Genomic DNA, 15159 nt, shown 5'->3' with positions numbered 1-15159 from the left:
ATGGCTGCTCTCACGATGTACCCCGAAAACGAGCGTCTCGCCGGCGGGAACCGGGTCGTCTTCAATCTCTACGTCATCTCGGCCGTGGCGCTGTTCGTGCTGATGATGCTGCTCGGCCTGACCATGCGCATGGGCCAGGCCACCTGGCTGTCGGTGCCGCCCGATCTTTTCTACCGCATCCTCTCGATGCACGGCGCCGGGATGGTCGGCACCGCCGGCCTGGCAACCACGGCGGTGATGTGGTTCTTCCTGCGCCAGCATGTCCAACTGCATCTGTGGGCGTTCGTCACCAACTACGTGATGTTCCTGCTCGGTGCGTTGTGCATCATCTTTTCCATCTTCGTCGACGGCTACGCCGCGCTGTGGACCTTCCTCTATCCGTTGCCCGTGCACGGCATGGGGCTGTGGAGCCCCGACGCCGCGGCCGTATTCATGCTCGGCTATCTGCTGATCGGCGTGGGCATGCTGGTGTTCTATCTCGACGCTGCCGCGGCCATCATCAAGGTGCACGGCAACCTCGGGCGCGCGCTGGGCCTGCAGTGGTTGTTCCGCGGCACCATCGACCCGAACCATCCGAAGACCGTGGTGGCCAGCACCATGGTGATCATCTCCAACGTGCTGGGCATCCTGGCCGGCGCAGTGGTGCTGGTGATGAGCCTGGTCAACGTCTTCTATCCCGAGATGGCGCTGAACGCGCTGCTGGCCAAGACCCTGATCTTCTGGTTTGGCCACATGTACATCAACGCCACCATCTACATGGGCGTGATCGTGGTGTACGAACTGCTGCCCCGCTATTCGGGCCGGCCCTACCCGATCTCGCGGGCGTTCCTGTGGTCGTGGGCGCTCAGCACGGTGTTCGTGACCATCGTGTTTCCGCACCATCTGCTGATGGACTATGCCCTGCCACGCTGGTTCGCGGTCATGGGCCAGCTGGTGTCGTACGGCGCGGGGTTCCCGGTATTCCTGGTCACCATGTACGGCGCGCTCACCAACATCTATCGCGCAAACATGCGCTGGACGATGCCCTCGCGGCTGATGATCCTGTCGCTGTTCGGCTGGGCGGCGGGGATCGTGCCGGCGATCCTCGACGGCACCATCCGCATCAACCTGGTGATGCACAACACGCAGTGGGTACCCGGGCATTTCCATTTCTACCTGCTGCTCGGCGTGCTGCCGATGGCGCTGGCCCTGATGTTCCATGTGATCGGCCAGCGTGCGGACGCGCCGCCGAACAACGCCGCCGACCGGCTGGGATTTCCCGTCTACCTGATCGGCGGGCTGATCTTCGTGCTGGCCTTCCTCGACGCCGGGCATCTCAGCGTGGCGCGGCGCATGGCAACGCATCTGCCGGAGTGGACCGGCACCGACAAGGTCGGTTCGATCGGCGCGATGCTGGTGGTGCTGGGCATGCTCTATTTCGCGGTGCGCATCACGGTGGGCCTGCTGAAGGCGCCGGCGCGCGGAAAGCCCGATGACGGTACTGCGAACCCTGCTGGCTAGCCTCGTCCTGTTGGCGGCGGGCCTCGGAGTGCTCGCCGCCGCCACCCACGGGTTTCGCGCCTACACCAGCGAGACTGCCCGCCGCATCGATGTCCGCGAGCATCCCCGCCCGCTTCCGCCCACGCCGTTGCAGACCGCCGATGGCCGGCACACCAGTTTCGGGGAACTGCGCGGGCGCTGGCTGCTGGTCGATTTCATCTACACGCGCTGCCTGACCTACTGCTCGGTGCAGGGCAGCGAGTTCGCGCGCCTGCAAGGCGAGCTGGCCGGACCGATCAGCGCCGGCAAGGTGGCGCTGCTGAGCATCAGTTTCGATCCGGCCCGCGACGATCCCGCCGCACTGGCCGATTACCAGCGTCGGCACGGCGACCACGGCACGGGCTGGATCGCGGCGCGCCCGGTCGACCAGTCTGGCCTCGCCGTGCTGATGCAACGGTTCGGCGTGGTCGCCGTGGCGGATGGAATGGGCGGATTCGTGCACAACGCAGCGATCGCGGTGGTCGACCCGGGCGGCAGGATCGTCGCGATACTGGACTGGAACGACTGGCATGCCGCCGTCGGTTACGTCAGCCGGTCATCAGCACCATGAAGCGGTTCCGGGGCCGCCTGTGCCTGGTCGGTGCATTGCTCTGGGCGGCACTCGCCCTGCCCCCGGCGCGGCATGTGCTCGAATCCACCATGACCCTGCAGATGCTGGTGCAGATCCCGTTGCTGGCGCTGGCCGGTGGCTGGCTGGCGCAGGGAACGCCCGAGTGGTTTGAGCGATCGCTGTCGGCGTGGAACCATCGCGGCATCAGCGGACTGCTGTTGGCCTCGCTGGCGGGCGCGGTCTGGATGCTGCCACTGGCGATGGACGCGGCACTCGACGACCCGCGCATCGAACTGGCGAAATTCCTCAGCGTGCCGCTGCTGATCGGCGCGCCGATCGCCTTGAGCTGGCCGCGGGCGGGGTTCGTGGTGCGCGGTGTGGTCCTGCTCGAACTGATCGCCACGATGCTGCGCCTCGGCTGGCTCTACCTGATTTCACCGGTGCGCCTGTGCAGCAATTACCTGCTGGACGACCAGCAACGACTCGGCAGGATTCTCCTCGTGGCCGGCTTTGCCGTGCTGCTGATGCTCGCCTGGAAGCTGATGTGGGGGCACGTCGACAGCGGGCGCGCGACTCACGACGATGCGCCGGACGAACGGGACTGACTCGCCACGCGCAGTGGGCGTCAGCCGCCGCAACCGCCGCAGCAGATCGACGGCAACTGCACTACCTGCGCCGGCGTCACCGACCAGCCGACCTGACGCAACACCTCGACCAGATCCGTCGCGGAGGCGGCCGCGGACACACGCATCACCAGGCCGCTCATGTCCAGGTCAACCACGGCAGTCGGGTCGACGTCGAACAAGGCATCCTGCACCACCGCCGGTTCCGGCGACGCGCTGGTCAGCGCAATATGAAATTCCATGGGGCACCTCGCTTTACCGGCACCTGCGCAGTGTCGTCAGGAGCGATGCTGGCCCCCACCGCGCGCTGATGCCTTGACTCCAGTCAAGTCACGCCATGGCGAGCGATCTGCGTCACGCTCCGGGCCTGCAGCAAATTGCCGCAGGCCCCGGCGCGGCGCGCTCAGCGGCGACGCAGGAGCTTCGGGTTCGACGCGCCCCACACCGTGTACTGGTCGGCCAGGATCACGCCGGTGACCTGCTCGACTTCCGCCTGGGTGATTTCGGCATCGCCCTGCTTGCCGAACATCACCACTTCGTCGCCCGCCTGCACACCGGGGATGTGGGTCACGTCGACCATGGTGGTGTTCATGGTGACGTTGCCCATCACCGGTGCACGCTGGCCGCGGATCAGCATGGCGCCCTTGTTGGAATACGCGCGGCGGTAGCCGTCCGAATAGCCGACGGGGATGTTGGCCAGCAGCGAATCGCGCTTGAGCACGCAGGTGCGGTCGTAGCTCACCGTGTCGCCGGCGGGATAGGCCTGCACCTCGGTCACCCGCGACTTGAACGCCGCAACGTGCGCGAACGGCGGTTTGGGTGTGCCACCGTAGCCGTACAGCGCGCCGCCTGGGCGCACCATGTCCAAGTGCGATTCGGGAACGTGCTGGACGGCGTAGGAGTTGGCCGCATGCAGCAGCACGTGCTCACGCCGCAAGGCGGTATGGGCGAACATCCATGCGGCCTGCGTCTTGAAGGCCTCGACGCCCTGCAGCGCGTCGGCGCGTTCCTCGGTCGGGAAGTGGGTCATCAGGCCGACGATGCGCAGGCCTTCGATCTTCGCCAGCGCCTCGGCGTCGCTGCGGCCGCGCGCGGTCTGCATCTCGATGCCGTTGCGGCTCATGCCCGCCGAGTTCAGCGCCAGGTGCACGCGCAATGTCCGCCCGCGCTGGTGCGCCCAGGCACCGATCGCCTGCGCCTGGGCGAGGTTGCCCATCAGCTCCTCCAGGTCGTAACGCAGACCGTCGTGGATCTCGTCCAGCGTGGCGGCGCGCACGCGCATCACGCGACCCCGGTAGCCGCAGGCGCGCACCATGCGCGCCTCCTCGTTGCTCGCGATGCCGACGTAGGGGATGCGCGCCTTGATGACGCTGGGCATCACCAGGTCGATGCCGACACCGTAGGCGTCGGCCTTCATGATGGCGCAGATCTTCGGGTGGCCGATCAGGGCGGCCTCGACCCGTCGCAGGTTGTCCTCGAAAATCGCCGGATCGATTTCGATCCAGGCGTTGAACGCGCCCGTCGCCCTGCGCTGCCCCGGCAGGCCGAGCAGCGGTGCGGCGTGAGCATCGACGGCCAGCGCCACGGCCGTCCCCGCGGTGGCCAGCAGGAATCGGCGGCGGCCGGGAGAAGGAGGCGTGGGCTGGCGCTCGGACATGGAGTTCTCCGGTGGCCGCCGCCGGTCCACCGGCGGCGGCTGGATGCAGCGGTCAATCGAACCTGTATTCGGCCATCAGGTAGAACGAGCGGCCACGCGGATCGGCCACGCGCGGCTCCCACGCCGCGCCCGAGGCGAAGTCGACCTGGTGCGCGGTGAACGGCGGATCGGTATTCAGCAGGTTGCGCACCGCGAAGCTGAGCTTGGTGTTCGGCAGGCCGGTCCAGTTCAGGCTGTAGTTGTAGAGGATGTAATCGTCGACGTCGGGGTTCCAGTTCGGCGGGATGTAGCTGCCGTTGGCAACGCTGATCGGCTCCTCGTCCTTGTAGCCGGCGCGATAGATCTGGCTCAGCGTGTGTGTCCAATCACCCTTGGACCAGTCGAGGCTCAGTGTGTGCTTCCACTTCAGCGGCAGGTTGTAGAACTGCACGTACTCGCCAACCTCATTGCTGCTGTAGGGCTGGTTGGCGAGCGGCTTCTCCTTGAAGGTGTTGATGTAGCTGCCGTTGAGGTTGACGTGCCAGCGGCCGCCGGCCAGTTCGCCGGTGAGGTTGGCATCCAGTTCCACGCCGCTCATCAGCGTGCCGCCGGAGTTGATGAAGCGACGGTCGATCGCGGTCACCTTGCCGCTGCTGTCGCGGATCCAGTTGGCGGAGAACAGGTCGTAGTTCTCGATCAGCGTCGGCAGGTTGGGCGAGCGGATCGTGTTGCTGCGTTCGATCTCCCACCAGTCGAGGCTGAGGTTGAAACGCGGCGTGGGTGCGTAGACGAAGCCCAGGCTCTTCTGTCGAGCCGTCTCCGGCTGCAGGTCGGTCTTGCCGCCGGTGATGATGGTCGGCTGGATCAGCTCGCAGCCCGGCACCGTCGAATTGGCCACGCCACCGGGACAACTGGCCGGGTCGGCCAGGTCGAGGCCGAAGTACTCGACCTCGTTCACGCCGGCAAACAGCTTGGTGAACTCCGGCACCTTGAAACCGGTGCTGTACGCACCGCGAAACGCCAGCGACTCGATCGGCTGCCACTTGAACGAGTACTTCGGATTGGTGGTGCCGCCGAAGGTGTCGTACTGGTCGCGACGCACGGCCAGGGTCACGTCCAGCGTCTTGACGATCGGCAGGTAGACCTCCGCGTAGACCGCCTTCACGTTGCGGTGCACCTTGGGCAGCTCGCTCGTTTCGTCGAACGGCGCCTGGTAGATGGTGTCGTAGTTGAGCGGCAAGCCGTTCAACTCCTGCACGCCGCCAAACTCGAACTCCTCGCGCCGCGCTTCGAAGCCCGTCGCCAGCTGCGCTTCGCCGCCCCACAGGTTGAAGCCCAGGCCACCGCTGAAACTGGCGTCCAGCGAGGTGACCGTGGACTCGCCGCCGTAGAGATGGATTCCCGTGGCCGACGCCGCCTGCAGCGCGGAAATGCCGGCCGGGTTCTGTGCCTCGTTCGGCATCAGGAACGGATTCAGCAAGCCGCTGCCAAGCGCCTGCTTGAGTCCGCTGGAGAAGTAGTAGCCCCCGGCGAGCACCGATTCGGCCTTGCTCGACGCGCGCGACAGACCCACGTCGTAGTCCCACCTGCCGATGCTGCCCTTCACCCCGGCCAGCAGGCGATAGGCCTTGGTGGTGGTCTCGATCTCGCGCCGACCGCAGGGGATGCAGCGCCAGCGGTACGGAATCTTGTTGCCATACACCAGGTCGCCGGTGCCGAAATAGTCGGCGATGGCGTTGTAGATCATGTCGTAGGTCGGCTGCGTGTCCGCGTTCAGCGGATACCAGGTACTCGGATCGAGCACGGCGGTGGACGACGCGCTGGAGGTGAGCTGCAACGGCTCGTACTCGCGCCGAACCTTCACGCGCGAGCTCATCGCCTCCACGTAGAACTCGTGATCCCCGCCGAGCTTGCGGGTGGCGTGGCCGAGAAACTGCACGCTGTCCTGCGGCTGCTGCAGCGCCTGCGCGGCCGGATAATCCCAGGCGCAGGCGTACTTGGAACTGCCGCCGTCCCACAGCCGGTAATCGTACGGCCCCATGTTGGCGCCGCCGTTCTCGCAGCCGGCACCGCCAGGCAGGTTGAGGATGTTGATGTAGCGCATGGCGTTGCCGCCATCCGGATCGGTCAGCGAGCCGTTGATGATGCCGCCGGCGGCGTTGGTCACCGTGGCGAACGGCGTGCCGCGCGTGTCGGGCGAGACGCCGCGGTCGGGCTGGAAGCTGTTGGCGAAGTCGCGCTGGCCGCTGCGCAGGATCTGCGCGCGTCGGTAGTTGATCGTGCCCCATGCGTTCCAGCCATCGCGATCCAGATCACCGATGCCGCCCAGCACGCTGTAGGTGGTGATGCCACCGCCGCCGTCGGCGGTCACGTCGACACCGGCGTTGAGCGTGACGCCACGATAGTCGGTGCGGGTGATGAAGTTGATCACGCCGCCGATCGCGTCGGTGCCGTACATCGCCGACGCGCCGTCGCGCAGTACCTCCACGCGCTCGATCGCCGCGAACGGAATCGAGTTCAGGTCCACCGCCTGGCCGCGCAGGCCGTGGGTCGCGACGCGGCGGCCGTTCAGCAGCACCAGCGTCGCGTCGGAACCCTGTCCGCGCAGGTTGGCACCCGACACGCCGGCAGTGCCACGCAGTTCGCCGAGATCCATGTCCACGGCAGCCGAGGTGAGCCCGTCGGCGCCGTTGCCGGCGATGTTGAGGAACTGCAGCAGTTGTTCCGCCGAGGTGATGCCCTGCGCGTCGATCTTCTGCTTTTCGATGATGGTGATCGGCAGCGCCTGCTCCAGATCGGTGCGCTTGATGCGCGAACCGGTGACGGTGACTTCCTTGAGCGTGGTGACCTGCGCGGGCTGGCCGGGTTGCGAGGGCTGAGCAGTCTCCTGGGCCGCGGCCGGGACGGCAATCGCGACCAGCAGCGCCGCGCAGAGGAGATTCAATCGGAGGTCGTGCCGGATGTGCATGGTGTGCCCCTCAGGGTGATGAACGGCGGATCGGTTGGACCAACTTTCTGCTGCGCGAATCGGGTCAGCGAAACCCGGTCTGTTGCTGGGTACCCTCCATGAAAAGCCGGCCGATCGAGACGGCCAGGTCATGCGGCGTGGGATCGTTGCGGTTGCTCAGCACGACCACCGTCAGGTGCTGCTTCGGCCAGCGCACGATCGTGTTGCGGAAGCCGATGCTTTCGCCGGAGTGCCACTGCCGGTCGCCAGCGACACGCCAGCCGAAGCCGTAGTACGTGGCTTCGGGTGTGCTGGAAACCTGCACCTGGTGGCCAAAGGCCAGCGCGCGCGAGGCGTCGCTGAGCAGCCGGTCGTCGTACAGCGCGGCGTCCCAGCGCGCCATGTCGGCAATGTTGGAATAGATGCCGCCATCGCCAAGCACCGCGCTGTAGGCGTTCTGGTCGGTACGTGTCCAGCCGTCGCAGGCCTTGCTGTAACCCCACGCCCGGTGCGGCACTTGCGGCCCGCCGGCCACGTAGGCCAGCGTGTTGCGCATGCCCAGCGGCTGGAAAATGCGCGTGCGCACATAGTCCGCGAAGCTCATCCCGGAAGCGCGCTCCGCCACCAGCGCCAGCAATGCGTAGCCGCTGTTGCTGTAGCGATACTTGCTGCCCGGCGGGAAATACAGCCGGTTCTCCTTCTCCAGCAGGGCCAGCACGCCGGCATCGCGGATCTGCCCGGCGTAGGGCTCGGGCATCAGGTCTTCGTAGTTCAGCACGCCGGAGGTGTGGTCGAGCAGGTTGTGCAAGGTGATGGCGTCGGCCACCGGCGGCAGCGAGGGCAGCCAGCGCTTGACCGGATCGTCGATGGAGAGCTTGCCGTCCTGCGCGAGCAGCAGGATCGCCGCGGCGGTGAACTGCTTGGTCACCGAGGCGAGTCGATAGTCGGTCGCCGGGCCCGCCTCGGTGCCGCGTTGCAGGTCGGATCGCCCGTAGCCGCGACTGAGCACCGCCTTGCCGTCCTTGAGCACCAGCAGCGACACGCCCGGCACATCACCGTCATAGGGCTGCACCAGACGCTGGATCTCCGACTCCCGATCGGTGCCGTCGGGGGCCGTCACCGGAACGTCGTAGAGGGTGTCGGGCGTGGGTTCGGGGTGCAGTGTGTAGTGCCACCACTCCATCGCGTAGTTGCGAAAGCCCTGGGCTTCCATCGCGTCGCGCAGCAGGTGGCGGTTGGCGCGCTGCGCGGCGTCGACCTCGCTCGTATCGGTGTGCGCGCGGGTTCCGAAGAAATCGAAACCGGTGCCCATGTCCAGCGGTTCGCAACTCTCGTTGTTTGCATCGCAGCGCAAGGCGGTCAGGTCGACGGTGGCGCCGCGGCTGTGGCCGGAGACCGGCGCAATGTAATCGCCGAGCAGCTTCGACTTGTCGAGGTCGGGGTAATGTGCAGCCTTGGTGCGCTGGTCGGCGGGGTCGTTGGCCCAGCGCACGAAATTCGCCACGGCGCGCGCCGGCCGGTAGCAGTCGAACACGCGCAGGCGCATGTGGCGCTCGCGCAGCGCGGCATCCACCCGCGCCAATGCCTCGGCGGCTTCGCGCTTCAGCCAGCAACGCGGTGCCTGGTAGCCGTTGACCGGCGCGCCGACGAAGTTGTCGCTGCCGGCATAGGCGATCGACTGCGAGATGTCCGGCACCAGGCTACGGATGTCGACCATCCCGGCCTGCTCCATCGTGGCCGCCGCCGAGACGTGGGGCGCGGTGTCGACCTGCGCCGGTGCCGGCGCCGATGCCAGGCACAGCGCAAGCAACAGGGCGGAGCGCATGACAACCTGGTGTCGCTTCCGCTCGCGCCAGGAAGGACTGTCGAAGGGAAAACCCGGCGCAACATATTGCGACACGACGCGCAGACATTCCCGGATACGCACGGCATCTCCCCAAGACCGATCAACGTGGATGGATGAACAGCATCCATGCCGCCTGACCAGATCAAGATCTCCGTACGCGCCTGCCCCCGCTCCGGCCCTGGTCCCGGACTCCCCGGTCTGATGCCATCAATCGCATGGCATGGCGCCGTACCGGGGCCTGCCGTCGCTGTGTAGCACGGTCATTTCGGAAGCGTCAACGAGGCGCCGCGAGGGTGTTTCGGGTGGTCTGCAACGGCACCCGGGACGAGGAAATTCGCACAACCTGCTACCGACGACGCCGCGTCCTTAACCAAAATATCTTGCGAATCCACGAGTTGCCGAGGCGGCCGACGACAGGCACCGCAACGTGCCACGCCCGCCTGTCGCATCACGCGTGCCGATGCCACCACAAAATCCATAACCGGGGGTTTGGGTTCACCCAAATCATTCCATGGACTTTCGTCGCTTCCGCTTGCGTCGACGCAGCCGACTTGCCCGCAAGGCGCTTGACGACGGTCGCGGGATCAACCTTCCCCTATTGCTTCTTGCGCGAATCCAGCACGCCTTGCAGCAGGCTGTTCAGGGCATCCTGCTTGCTGGACTTGTTCGCAGGCTGGGTCCCGGGTGCCGGGTTGTTGCGGCCTGCCCCACTGCCAAGCAAGCCGGCGACGGCCGAGGGATCGAGCTTGAAGCTGGGCGCGCTCGCGGTGCCGCCGACGTGCACGCCGACGCCATGTTCGGAGGCGCCGCCGAGCACGCCACCGAGCAGGCGCCCGGCCTTGGAGTTGCCGAGCAGGCCACCGGCCGCCTGACCACCACCGACCACCGCCTGGTCGAGCTTGACCAGCATGTTGAAGTCGAGCCCGCCGTCGGCGGCCATGCCACCCTTGCCAGTGAGGCTGCCCAGGTCGACGATCTCCGCACTGGCCGGCTCGGCGTGGATGCCGGACGGCGCGATTTTCAGCGTCGCGGCAGCATGCCGGATCACCGTGTCCTTCGGCGCCTTGATGCCGGCCAGCGACAGCACCCCGCCGAGTTTCGAGCCCAGGCTGTAGCCGGCCAGGCGCGAGTCGTCGAGGGTCACCGGGCCGCTGATCACCAGCGCATCGAGCGGCCCGCGCGCGCGCAGATCCACGCCCACGCTGCCGCCGCTGAGCCGCGAATCCTTCGGCAACACCACGCCGAACACCGGCAGCAACGGCTGCAGGTCGTCGACCGGCAACGCCTTGCCGCGCAGGTGAAGATCCAGCCCGATCACCTTGCCACGGTTGTCGAAGCTGCCGTCGACGGCGAGCTTCGCGCCGCCGCTGCCCAGCGTGCCTTGTTCGATGCGGCCGGTGCCGTCGAGCAATCGGTAGCTGGCCTGGTAGTCGATGCGCAGCGGCTGCGGCGACGGCGAACCGGACGCCACCAGCTTGAGCCGGCGCGCGTCGATGCCGCCCTTCGACGTCAGTACGCCCTTCGCCGAGCTGATCCGCGAGTCGATATCAAGCACGCCGCCGACGCCGTCCGCGCTGCTCATCAGGCCGGCGCCGACCAGGTCCAGCCCCTGCATCACCAGATGCGCCTCGACCGGCGTCAGCAGTGCGTCCTTCGCGTCCCATGGGCCGAGCGTGCCATCCAGTTTCAGGCTGCCGCCGCCGGCGATGTCGGCGCTCATCGAAAACGGAAACGCCGCACCGAGGCCCACATGGTCGGCGCGCAAATCCACTTTCCGATAGCTGCGTGTATCGCCGGCCGCGCGCTGCAGGTCGATGCGACCATCCGCGATCCGCAACCGGTCGACACTGAACGCGGGCGGTGGAGCCGACGAGGCACTGGCGGCGGGTGTCGCCGCCGTGCCGGCGCCGAAGTGGGAGAAGTTCCACTGGCCGGCACGATTCTGCAGCAGGCGCACCACCGGCTGGTCCAGCGTCAGCGAGGTGATCTGCACCTGCCTGTGCAGCAGCAACGGCCACAGCTTCACGCCAAGCTGCAACGATTTCGCGCTGACGAACGGCTTGTCGCCGAACGCCGGATCATCGCCGATGCGGATCTCGTCGGCATCCAGCGAGCCGGACCAGATCGAAACGTGCAAGTGGCCCAGCGTCACCTCGCGGCCGAGCGCCTGCCCCAGGCTGGCCTGGATCTGCGGACGGAAGTGGTTGGCGTCGACCAGCAGCAAGGCGCCGCCCGCCACGATCAACACCAGCAGCACCAGGCCGAGCAAACCGAGCAGCAGGCGTTTCATGACCGTCACCTCGCGCAATTCCGTCGTGTGCCGAATACTAGGAGCGTCGAGCTTCACCTGTCGATTCCGCGCGCCTTCGTTCGTCGCCTTCGCGTACCCTCCCCTATCAGGTGTTCCACGATGACCCTCAAGCTCTACGCCCACCCCTTCTCCTCCTACTGCCAGAAGGTGCTGATCGCGCTGTACGAGAACGACATCGCGTTCGAATGGCGCGTACTCACGCCGGATGACGCGGCCACCGACGCCGAGTTCACCGCGCTGTGGCCGATCCGGCGCATGCCCCTGCTGCGCGACGGCGAACGCACGGTGATCGAATCGAGCATCATCATCGAGTACCTCGACCGGCATTACCCCGGCGCCGCACCGCTGATTCCCTTCGACGTCGACACCGCACTGGAGGCGCGCGCGATGGACCGCTGCTTCGACCTCTACGTGCAAACCCCCGTGCAGAAGATCGTGTTCGACAGCCTGCGCCCCGCCGCCGACCGCGACCCCAGCGGCGTGAACGAGGCACGCGCGAGGCTGGATACCGCCTACGCCTGGCTGGACCGGAAACTCGCCGGCCGCCACTGGGCCACCGGCGGCGATTTCAGCCTCGCCGACTGTTCTGCCGCGCCCGCGCTGTTCTACGCCGACTGGACCCATCCCATTCCGGCGGACTTCGCCAACGTGCTGGCCTATCGGCAACGCCTGCTCGCGCGCCCTTCGTTCGCCCGGACGGTGGACGAGGCGCGGCCCTACCGCTCGTACTTTCCGCTCGGCGCACCCGACCGCGACTGAGAGCCGCATCCCGCCGGATTGCCCGCAGCGGGACAACAGACATTCGGCTCATGCGCGGCGCGCCCGGCGCCCCTTCCACGCGTAACCGATCCCCAGCAGCACGAACCACACCGGACTCGCAATCAGCGCCTCGCGCGTATCCGGCTGCAGGCTCAGCAGTACCAGCACGAACACGAAGAACGCCAGGCACACCCAGCACATGAACACGCCGCCGGGCATCTTGTAGATCGACGCCTCGTGCAATTGCGGGCGCTTGCGCCGATAGGCCATGTAGGCAAACAGGATCAGCGACCACACGAACATGAACAGCACCGCCGATACCGTGGTGACCAGGGTGAAGGCGGTGACGAGGTCCGGAATCAGGTAGATCAGCGCCGCGCCCAGCAGCAGGCAGAAGCAGGAGAACAACAGGCCCAGCGACGGCACCGCAGCGCGCGACAGCCGACCGAACGTCTTCGGCGCATGTTTTTCTTCGGCCAGGCCGTACAGCATGCGGCTGGTGGAGAAGATGCCGCTGTTGGCCGACGAGGTGGCCGAGGTCAGCACCACGAAATTGATCAGGCTGGCCGCGGCCGGGATGCCGGCCAGCACGAACAACTCCACGAACGGGCTCTTGCTCGGCTCCACCAGGCGCCACGGCGTGACCATCATGATCGCGACCAGCGCCAGCACGTAGAAGATGATGATGCGGATCGGGATCGAGTTGATCGCCTTGGGCAGGTTGCGCTGCGGGTTGGCGGTTTCCGCGGCGGTGGTGCCGACCAGCTCGATGCCGACGAAGGCGAACACCGCGATCTGGAAGCCGGCGAAGAAGCCGCTCATCCCCTTCGGAAAGAAGCCGTCGTCGTTCCACAGGTTGGCCACCGAGGCCTGGTGCCCGGTGGGCGAGGTGAAGCCCCAGGCGACCAGCGCAAAGCCGGTGACGATCAGCGCGCAGATCGCCACGATCTTGATCAGCGCGAACCAGAACTCCATCTCGCCGAACAGTTTCACCGTGACCAGGTTGAGGCTGAGCAGCAGCAGCACGCACAGCACGGCGGGAATCCACGGCGCCAGCCCCGGGAACCAGAACTGCGTGTACGCCGCGATGGCGATGACGTCGGCGATCGCGGTGATGATCCAGCAGAACCAGTAGGTCCAGCCGCAGAAGAAGCCGGCCCACGGCCCGAGCAGGTCGGTGGAGAAATCGATGAACGACTTGTACTCGAGGTTGGACAGCAGCAGCTCGCCCATCGCCCGCATCACGAAGAACAGCATCACGCCGATGATCAGGTAGACCAGCAGGATCGACGGCCCGGCCAGGCTGATCGTCTTGCCCGAACCCATGAACAGGCCGGTACCGATCGCGCCGCCGATGGCGATCAGTTGCAGATGTCGGTTGGAAAGGCTGCGGCGCAGGTGGTCGGGTTGTCCCGGCAATGCGGTCATGCGTCGAGCCTTTGCAATGAGGAAAGCGACAACATACAGAAAACCGGGTCCCGCGTGCACTCCCGCGCTACGCGCCCGCAGGCACCGCCCGCGCGCAGTCCAGCGGCCAGCAGCCGAGCCGGATATGCCGCGTCCTGCCCAGCAGGCTGTGCACCAGCACGAATTCGTCGACGCGCCAGCCGATCGGCGCCACCGGCTCGGCGGCCACCTTGCGCGCGTCATATGCCAGGGTGACATGCGGCTCGAAACCGGCCCCGACCGGCACCACGCCCGCCTCGCGCAACAGCGCGGCAAGTTGCGCCTGGAAGGCGCGCAACGGCGCATTGCCGCCATCGGCGCGCAGCACGAACGGCAGCTTGTCGCGCCGGCCGTCGAAACTGGCCACGCGGTCGAACACCACTTCGAAAGGCGCTTCCCGCACCCGCGCTGCCGCCTTCATCGTGGCCTGCGCCACATCCGGTGGCAGCCCGGCCCAGTCGCCCAGATGCAGCAGGGTGATGTGGAAACGCTCCGGCAGCAGCGGCCTGCCGCGCAACCCGTGGCGGGTGCATTGTTCGGCGGCAAGCGCGCTCAACCGCGCCACGGTTGCCTGATCGGGGAACACCGCCAGGAACAGCCGGTCGGTCGCCGCCGCGGGTGCAAAGCCGGGAAATGAAGTCTGTGCCGCCACGCCCGTCACCCTCTGTGGTCATTGCCGGTGCGCGGCACCGGCGAGTTCAGTCCCTGCCCGCGCATCACTGCGGCAACGACGGAATCGCGAGGCTGCGCTCGGGGTCGCCGCTGGCGCCCGTGCGCAGGCCCGGCGGGATGTGCCCGACGTCGCCCACCGAGATCACCTTGAAGCTGCCGTCGGCCTCCACCCGGATGCGGGTGATGCTGGCGTTGCCCACCGACATCTCCAGCCACGCCTGCGGATCGACGCCCATCGCGCGCACCACCATGTTGCGGATCACGTTGCCGTGGCAGACCATCAGGTCGGTCTGCTCATGACCGGATGCGGGCTTGAAATAGCGCGCGAACAGGCGATCGAACTGCGCCTTGCAGGCGGCCAGATCGGCCGGCTTTTCCTTCGCCATGATCGCGGCCCGGCGCGTCGGCGGCGTGCACTCGGCCAGATCGTCGACCACCTCGAAGCGACGCGCCGGGAAGTCCTCGCCGATCAACGCTGCCGTATCGCGCGCCCGCTGCACCGGGCTGACATACATCGCATCGAAACGCGTCGGCAACCCGGCCAGCCGCGCACCCGCCAGATGCGCCTGCGCCACCCCGAGCGGCGCCAGCTGCGGCCCCAGCTTCGGATCGGCTTTCGCATCGGGCAGGTAATAGCCATGGCGGACCAGCACGATGGTGCGGGCAGCCGGCGCCGCCACATCGGCCGCGTGCAACGGGGCGATCAGCAACACCAGGCACAACCAGGGGAGCAGCCTTTTCATCACGAGCCATCCTGCAGCGGGTGTGGTGTCGAATGGTACCCGCTGCACGTCGTCATTCCCGTGCACCGGCATCCATGGCCATGCATG

General features: G+C 67.0%; 11 protein-coding genes and 2 pseudogenes. 4 read left to right on the top strand and 9 right to left on the bottom strand.

Annotation, left to right across the window (positions count from 1 at the left end; genetic code table 11):
* Genes ACVCMG_RS16915 through ACVCMG_RS16905 form a run of 3 tightly spaced genes read left to right on the top strand, consistent with a single transcriptional unit; the run spans position 1 to position 2694 of the window.
* Entirely contained in the window at positions 1–1500 is a 1500-nt protein-coding gene (locus tag ACVCMG_RS16915; protein WP_447106360.1) for a cbb3-type cytochrome c oxidase subunit I, read from the top strand.
* Positions 1472–2089: an SCO family protein gene (locus ACVCMG_RS16910; protein ID WP_447106361.1), complete on the top strand. Its 618-nt coding sequence runs from the start codon at positions 1472–1474 to the stop codon at positions 2087–2089. Before ACVCMG_RS16915 ends, ACVCMG_RS16910 begins: the two co-directional genes overlap by 29 nt.
* Entirely contained in the window at positions 2086–2694 is a 609-nt protein-coding gene (locus tag ACVCMG_RS16905) for a hypothetical protein (protein WP_447106362.1), read from the top strand. The genes ACVCMG_RS16910 and ACVCMG_RS16905 overlap by 4 nt, the downstream gene beginning before the upstream one ends.
* Before the next feature lie 20 nt (positions 2695–2714).
* Here the strand turns inward: ACVCMG_RS16905 and ACVCMG_RS16900 are convergent, their stop codons facing one another.
* The 6 genes and pseudogenes from ACVCMG_RS16900 to ACVCMG_RS16875 all read right to left on the bottom strand — a co-directional run bounded on the left by ACVCMG_RS16900 (position 2715) and on the right by ACVCMG_RS16875 (position 11431).
* The gene (locus tag ACVCMG_RS16900) at positions 2715–2954 is read right to left on the bottom strand and encodes a hypothetical protein (protein ID WP_447106363.1); all 240 of its coding nucleotides are present in this window, start codon (positions 2952–2954) and stop codon (positions 2715–2717) included.
* A 161-nt stretch (positions 2955–3115) separates the two neighbouring features.
* Positions 3116–4369: an alanine racemase gene (gene alr, locus ACVCMG_RS16895; protein WP_447106364.1), complete on the bottom strand. Its 1254-nt coding sequence runs from the start codon at positions 4367–4369 to the stop codon at positions 3116–3118.
* A gap of 52 nt (positions 4370–4421) precedes the next feature.
* The gene (locus ACVCMG_RS16890) at positions 4422–7316 is read right to left on the bottom strand and encodes a TonB-dependent receptor domain-containing protein (RefSeq protein ID WP_447106365.1); all 2895 of its coding nucleotides are present in this window, start codon (positions 7314–7316) and stop codon (positions 4422–4424) included.
* A gap of 64 nt (positions 7317–7380) precedes the next feature.
* A pseudogene (locus tag ACVCMG_RS16885) lies at positions 7381–8364 on the bottom strand (serine hydrolase domain-containing protein); the annotation flags it as partial.
* Between the two features lie 48 nt (positions 8365–8412).
* A pseudogene (locus ACVCMG_RS16880) lies at positions 8413–9120 on the bottom strand (M15 family metallopeptidase); the annotation flags it as partial.
* A 616-nt stretch (positions 9121–9736) separates the two neighbouring features.
* Positions 9737–11431 carry an AsmA family protein gene (locus ACVCMG_RS16875; RefSeq protein WP_447114595.1) on the bottom strand — a complete coding sequence of 565 codons (1695 nt, stop codon included), beginning with the start codon at positions 11429–11431 and terminating at the stop codon, positions 9737–9739.
* Positions 11432–11551: 120 nt separating this feature from the next.
* Between ACVCMG_RS16875 and ACVCMG_RS16870 the strand changes: the two genes are divergently transcribed.
* Positions 11552–12211, top strand: coding sequence for a glutathione S-transferase family protein (locus ACVCMG_RS16870; protein ID WP_447114594.1), 660 nt, complete (start codon positions 11552–11554; stop codon positions 12209–12211).
* 48 nt (positions 12212–12259) lie between these two features.
* Here the strand turns inward: ACVCMG_RS16870 and cycA are convergent, their stop codons facing one another.
* From cycA to ACVCMG_RS16855, 3 genes are all read right to left on the bottom strand, one after another.
* On the bottom strand, positions 12260–13639 hold the full coding sequence (gene cycA / locus ACVCMG_RS16865; protein ID WP_447098571.1) for a D-serine/D-alanine/glycine transporter: 1380 nt from the start codon (positions 13637–13639) through the stop codon (positions 12260–12262).
* A gap of 67 nt (positions 13640–13706) precedes the next feature.
* Entirely contained in the window at positions 13707–14309 is a 603-nt protein-coding gene (locus ACVCMG_RS16860) for a 2'-5' RNA ligase family protein (RefSeq protein ID WP_447106368.1), read from the bottom strand.
* 64 nt (positions 14310–14373) lie between these two features.
* The gene (locus ACVCMG_RS16855) at positions 14374–15072 is read right to left on the bottom strand and encodes a histidine phosphatase family protein (RefSeq protein WP_447106369.1); all 699 of its coding nucleotides are present in this window, start codon (positions 15070–15072) and stop codon (positions 14374–14376) included.
* Between the last annotated feature and the right edge of the window lie 87 nt (positions 15073–15159).

It is taken from the genome of Rhodanobacter sp. UC4451_H18, assembly GCF_052978225.1.
The sequence above is the reverse complement of the archived record's forward strand: the minus strand, read 5'-3'. Positions and strand labels throughout refer to the sequence as shown.